General features: G+C 71.5%; 5 protein-coding genes and 1 pseudogene. All 6 read left to right on the forward strand.

Annotated features, from left to right (window positions below):
• Window positions 1-422 (forward strand): annotated as a pseudogene (locus tag ACOJUJ_RS27775) (hypothetical protein); the annotation flags it as partial.
• A gap of 7 nt (window positions 423-429) precedes the next feature.
• On the forward strand, window positions 430-1611 hold the full coding sequence (locus ACOJUJ_RS27780; RefSeq protein WP_420130192.1) for an FHA domain-containing protein: 1182 nt from the start codon (window positions 430-432) through the stop codon (window positions 1609-1611).
• Window positions 1612-1790: 179 nt separating this feature from the next.
• Entirely contained in the window at window positions 1791-2477 is a 687-nt protein-coding gene (locus ACOJUJ_RS27785) for a M6 family metalloprotease domain-containing protein (RefSeq protein ID WP_420130193.1), read from the forward strand.
• A gap of 274 nt (window positions 2478-2751) precedes the next feature.
• On the forward strand, window positions 2752-2874 hold the full coding sequence (locus ACOJUJ_RS27790; RefSeq protein WP_420130194.1) for a hypothetical protein: 123 nt from the start codon (window positions 2752-2754) through the stop codon (window positions 2872-2874).
• A 260-nt stretch (window positions 2875-3134) separates the two neighbouring features.
• On the forward strand, window positions 3135-4778 hold the full coding sequence (locus ACOJUJ_RS27795) for a M6 family metalloprotease domain-containing protein (protein ID WP_420130195.1): 1644 nt from the start codon (window positions 3135-3137) through the stop codon (window positions 4776-4778).
• A 14-nt stretch (window positions 4779-4792) separates the two neighbouring features.
• Window positions 4793-5074 (forward strand): hypothetical protein, encoded by a 282-nt coding sequence (locus ACOJUJ_RS27800; RefSeq protein ID WP_420130196.1) that lies wholly within the window; start codon window positions 4793-4795, stop codon window positions 5072-5074.
• Window positions 5075-5275 lie beyond the last annotated feature (201 nt).

Here is a 5275-nt window from a genome sequence, read left to right on the forward strand (position 1 = left end):
CGCCCGCCCGCCGCCCGCGCCCCCGGCCCCGCCCCGCCGCCCCGCCGCCGGTGGCCACCCAGCCGGCGCAGCCCGCCGAGCCCACCGCCGAGGAAGATCGGCAGGCGGTGATGAGCGCCGTGGCCCGCTACGCCAGCGCGGTGGAATCGCGCCGGCTGGACCGCATCCGCGACGCGTACCCCGGCATCTCGGAAGAAGAGACGGAGCGGTGGCGCACGTGGTTCGGCCGGTTCTCCCGCGGGACCGACCTGTCGGTGTCACACTCCTTCTCCGACGGGCCGCGGGTGCAGGGCGACGTGGCCACGGCCGTCATCACGCTCACCATGCGCTACCAGGGGCAGCGCCACCAGGTGACCTCGCGCGCCACGCTGCGCCGCTCCGGCGACGGGTGGGCGCTACAGGAGCTTCGCGCTCCGCAGTAGGCCGCCCATGCCTTCCCGCCCTCGCCTGGTTCCCGCCCCGCAGACCCGCGGCGCGGACGTCGACCTGCAGTCCACGCCCTTCTGGATCGGCGCGGCGGCCGACTCCGGGCTGCGCATCCTGCTCCCCGGCATGGCGCCCCGCCACGTTTCCCTGCTGGAGCGCGAGGACGGCTGGTGGATCTCCCCCGCCCGCGCCGACGCTCCGCCGCGGGTGAACGGCGACACCGCCCCCGCCCCGCGCCGCCTGCGCCACGGCGACCTGCTGGAGTTCGCGCCCGGGGTGGTGTACCGCTTCGACACCGGACAGGCGCCGCCGCCCGCCCTCGCGCCCCGCGTGCGCGCGCCCGCCCTGGTGGCCCTCGCCGCGCCCCCGCCGCCGCGGACGCGCCAGGGCGGGCTGGTGGACCGGCACACGCGGCGGCGGCGCTGGCTGTGGCGGGGCGCCGTGGCGGGCGCGCTGGCGCTGGTGATCGCCGCGGTGGTGGTCGCCGTCTCCGCGCTGCGGCGCGAGGCGAAGGTGGATGCGCCCCTTTCCGAGGCCGACGCCGTATACCTGGACTCGCTGATGCTGTCGTCGTCGGAGCGGGTGGAGCGCGGGACGGCGCTGCTGGCCCTGGGCGCGGCAGACCCGGCGCTGCGCGAGTTCGCCGGGGCCGTCAACCAGCTGGAGACCAGCCGGCTGGGGGCGAACCCGTGGGTGCGGCCCCGCATCGCCAATCTGGAGGCGGCCATCGCCGCCGTGTACCGGGAAAAGCGGATCGCCGTGCCGCCGCGCTACCAGGCCGCGCGCCCCGCCACCCGCGCCTCCAGCGCCGGCCTCCCCCGCGGCGCGCTTACGCCGGAGCAGTTCGCCGCCGCGGTGGAAGAGGCGCAGAAGGAGTTCGAGGCGCGCTACGGCCGCCGCATCATCGTCACCGGGCGCGACCATGGCGAGCACATGATGCTGTACGGCCCAGGCGGCGCGCTGGACATGCGCGTGCGCGACCTTACGCGCGAGCAGCTGGTGTTCGGGATGGATGCGCTGCGCCGCCGCGGCGTCCGCGTAAAGGATTTTTCCGACGACCGCGTGCTGCAGGCGCAGATCGAGAGCGCCCGCCGCCGCAACCGCCCGGACCTGATGGGCACGGGCCTGCACCTGCACATCGACCGCTTCGCCAACCGCTGGGACCGCTGGACCACGTACAAGTAGAACTCCTTCGACCCACCGGCGGCGCACGGCGGATCGGCCCCCAACCCCCGGGGTTCGCGCGTATCCCTTCCGTCCAGGGCTCCATTCAGCATCACCACCACCGGTTGCTGATGATGGATGAGCATCACGGCCCCACGCCCGGTGCCTTATCCCCCCGCATCGCGCCGATGGGAGGACGCGTGAAGCAGGATTTGGAGCGCCTGCCAGGGCTGAACGACGGCATCATCGTCCCCGGCGACCACTTTCCCGCGGGAACCTCGCTGGAGGTGGTCCGGAGCACGGCGCTGGAGCGGGCACCCCTGCGCGGCAGCGTCCGCGTGGTGGTGGTTCTGGTGGAGTTCAGCGACCGCCAGTTCGACACCCGGCACGGCGCCAAGCACTTTGAAGAGCTGTTCTTTTCGCGGGGCAAGGTGGCGGAGGGAAGCGTGCGCGAGTACTTCACCGAGGTGAGCAACGGCGAGATCGACGTGATCGGCGAAGTGGTGGGGCCCTACCGCCTCCCGCGCACCCTGGCCGAGTACGCCAACGGCGCCTCGGGCACCGGCGCGCAGGAGCCCAACGCCCGCACCATGGCGCGGCACGCGGCCGAGGCCGCCAACAAGGACGTGGACTTCAAGCCGTACGACAACGACGGCAACGGCTTCGTGGACGCGTTCATCGTGGTGCACGCGGGCGCCGGTGGCGAAAGCACGGGGAGCGGCGGGGACATCTGGTCCCACAAGTGGGTGCTGGCGAACGGTGAGTACAACGCCGACGGCACCCGCATCTACGCGTACCTCACGGTGCCCGAGGACGCGTGCATCGGCGTGTGCTGCCACGAGCTGGGCCACCTGCTCTTCGGTTGGCCGGACCTGGACGACACTTGATACCATTTCTCGCAGTTCGTTGTGCACTCAGAGGAACGACGGAAAAGCATCACGCGGAGGCGCGGAGGAACTGATGAGGCGCGGAGGAACTGATGAGGCGCGGAGGCGTTTTGGGCGTCCCTCCGCGCCTCTTCTGTTTTTTCCGCGCCTCCGCGTGAGAATCGTCCCCTCGCTGCACATCGAAATCTGGGAGATGATATGACAGATTGTTGAAGAGCTAAGCAACAGGTGCCTGATCGCCAGCGGCAGCTGGGCGTCTATCTCCGACGACCGCATGCCGCAGGCGCAGATCGAGAGCGCCCGCCGCCGCAACCGCCCGGACCTGATGGGCACCGGCTTGCACCTGCACATCGACCGCTTCGCCAACCGCTGGGACCGCTGGACCACGTACAAGTAGCGCTTCCTTCTTCCTAGCGGGGGACCCTCCCGTACTCCACTGCACCGCATCCCCTTCGCGTTCGGTCCGCGGCCCGCCCACACACCCGTGGGCGGGCTTTTTCGTGCTGCCGCGCAACGGAGGGGAATCCTGCCCATCCGGTCCATCTCATCCGGACGGCGGCGCACGACGGAGTGGGGGACACCCCCGCCACACGGTTGCGTGCGCATCCCTCCCATAACCCGGGGTTCGCTTCAGCGTCACCACCACAGGAGCCGATCATGTGCAATCATCACGACCCCACCTCCCGGTGCCTCATCCCGCCGCACCCCGCCCTCCAGGCGCGCCTCAAGGACGACCTGGAGCGCCTGCGTGAAAACGCGCCCGACCTTGCGCCGCTGCTGCACATTGGACTCCCCGACCGGCCGGGGCTGAACGACGGCATCATCGTCCCCGGCGACCACTTTCCCGCGGGAACCTCGCTGGAGGTGGTCCGGAGCACGGCGCTGGAGCGGGCACCCCTGCGCGGCAGCGTCCGCGTGGTCGTGGTGCTGGTGGAGTTCAGCGACCGCCAGTTCGACACCCGGCACGGCGCCAACCACTTCGAAGAGCTGTTCTTTTCGCGGGGCAAGGTGGCGGAGGGAAGCGTGCGCGAGTACTTCTCCGAAGTGAGCAACGGCGAGATCGACGTGATCGGCGAGGTGGTGGGGCCCTACCGCCTGCCGCGCACCCTGGCCGAGTACGCCAACGGCGCCTCGGGCACGGGTGCGCAGGAGCCCAACGCCCGCACCATGGCGCGGCACGCGGCCGAGGCCGCCAACAAGGACGTGGACTTCAAGCCGTACGACAACGACGGCAACGGCTTTGTGGACGCGTTCATCGTGGTGCACGCGGGCGCCGGTGGCGAAACCACGGGGAGCGGCGGGGACATCTGGTCGCACAAGTGGGTGCTGGCCAACGGCGAGTACAACGCCGACGGCACCCGCATCTACGCGTACCTCACCGTTCCCGAGGACGCGCGCATCGGCGTGTGCTGCCACGAGCTGGGCCACCTGCTCTTCGGCTGGCCGGACCTGTACGACACGGATGGATCGTCCGAGGGGCTGGGCAACTGGTGCCTGATGGCGGGCGGCAGCTGGAACGGCGGCGGCGACGTGCCGGCGCACCCGTCTGCCTGGTGCAAGGCCCAGCAGGGGTGGGTGTCGGTGGCCAACCAGACGCAGAACGGCGTGCTTACGGTGGCCGACGTCAAGGACAGCCGCACGGTGTACCGGCTGTGGAAGGACGGCGCGCAGGGCAACGAGTACTTCCTGGTGGAGAACCGGCAGCAGAAGCAGTTCGACCGGCTGCTCCCCGGCGGCGGCCTGCTGGTGTACCACCTGGACGACGCGGTGGCCTCCAACGCCGACGAGCGGCACCCCAAGGTGGCGCTGCTGCAGGCCGACGGGCGGCCGGACCTGAACCAGGGACGCAACCGCGGCGACGCGGGCGACCCGTTCCCCGGATCGGCCAACAACGTGGCGCTCACCGGGTCCACGGTTCCCAGCACCCGCTCGTACAACGACGTGGCGACCGGCGTGGCGCTCACCCAGATTTCGGCGCCGGGACCGGTGATGACGGCCACGGTGACGGTGCGCTCGGGCTCCGCCGCGCCGCGCCGGCGCGTGCGCGTGCCGCGGGTGGCGACCACCGGCTCCGGACGCGAGGCGGTGCCGCAGAACGTGCGTGACCTGGTGCTCGCGCTGTACGAGGCGGTGAGCGACGGCCCCGCGCAGCCGGCCGGGGAGGACCACGGGTGGCGCAACGCCGTCGAGGCGCGCCTCGCGGCGGTGGAGCACGCCCTGAGCGCGCAGCCCGATACGGTGATGGTCAGGGGGATGCCGATCGTGGCCGCCAGGAACGGCGGCGGCGCGTACGAAACCTGAACGGGAGCATGCCGATGGTGCAGGTCGTCGAGAACCGGTCCACGCTCAGCGGGCTGGTGCAGCGGGTGGAGCCCGCGGGGGACGCGATGGCGATCACGCTGCGGGTGGAGGGCGCCGACCCTGTCCCCGGGGTCGCCAACCTGCTGGAGGGCACCGTCGGCGAGACCATCACCCTCACGCTGCCGGCCGGGGCCGAAGACGCGCCGCCACAGCCGGGCGAGCGCATCCGCTGTGAGGCACGCGTCGCCGGCCCGCAGCGAGTCTTCGCCATCCCCGGCAGCGTCCGGGCGGAGTAGTCCTTTCCGGTGAGCACGATGGCTCCGCGCGGCAACCCGCGCGGAGCCATCTTGGTTTTCATACCAGATCCGACAAAACTGTCATTCTGAGGGAGGCGCCGCGCAGCGCTCTCCGTTCGCGCAGGAGCATGGCGCCGACCGAAGAATCTCCATGCTGAAACGCGCGGTTCTTTCCGTCACGACCGGGTTCCCGGGCGTTGC

Source organism: Longimicrobium sp. (assembly GCF_048594345.1).
GTDB lineage: Bacteria > Gemmatimonadota > Gemmatimonadetes > Longimicrobiales > Longimicrobiaceae > Longimicrobium.